1 pseudogene is annotated in these 350 nt (G+C 66.0%); it reads right to left on the bottom strand.

The features are described from left to right. Positions 1-151: 151 nt before the first annotated feature. Positions 152-350: pseudogene (locus EN845_RS33625) on the bottom strand (IS3 family transposase); the annotation flags it as partial.

Raw genomic sequence — 350 nt, forward strand, 5'->3', positions numbered from 1 at the left:
CTTGATTAACCAGATCAACGAGGCGTTGACGGTGGTCGAGGCGGATATCGCCGTACATGCCCTCCAGGATCAGACAATCCGCCGCCTGATGACGTTGCCCGGCCTCGACGTCACCGTGGCTGCGAGCGTTGCCTGGGCCGGCCGCGCTGGTGATGAGCCGGTCCAATTCGCGGGCAACCCGCATGCCCGAGAGAGACGTATCAACGATGAGTGCCAGGCACTCTCTCGTGCAGTCGTCGACGACGGCCAGGATGCGGAAGCGGCGCCCGTCGGTGAGCTGGTCCGATACGAAGTCGAGCGACCAGCGCTCGTCGGGCCTCAGCGGCACCAGCATCGGCGCCCTGGTCCCG

This window comes from Mesorhizobium sp. M8A.F.Ca.ET.202.01.1.1, assembly GCF_004791595.1.
In the GTDB taxonomy this organism is placed as follows: domain Bacteria; phylum Pseudomonadota; class Alphaproteobacteria; order Rhizobiales; family Rhizobiaceae; genus Mesorhizobium.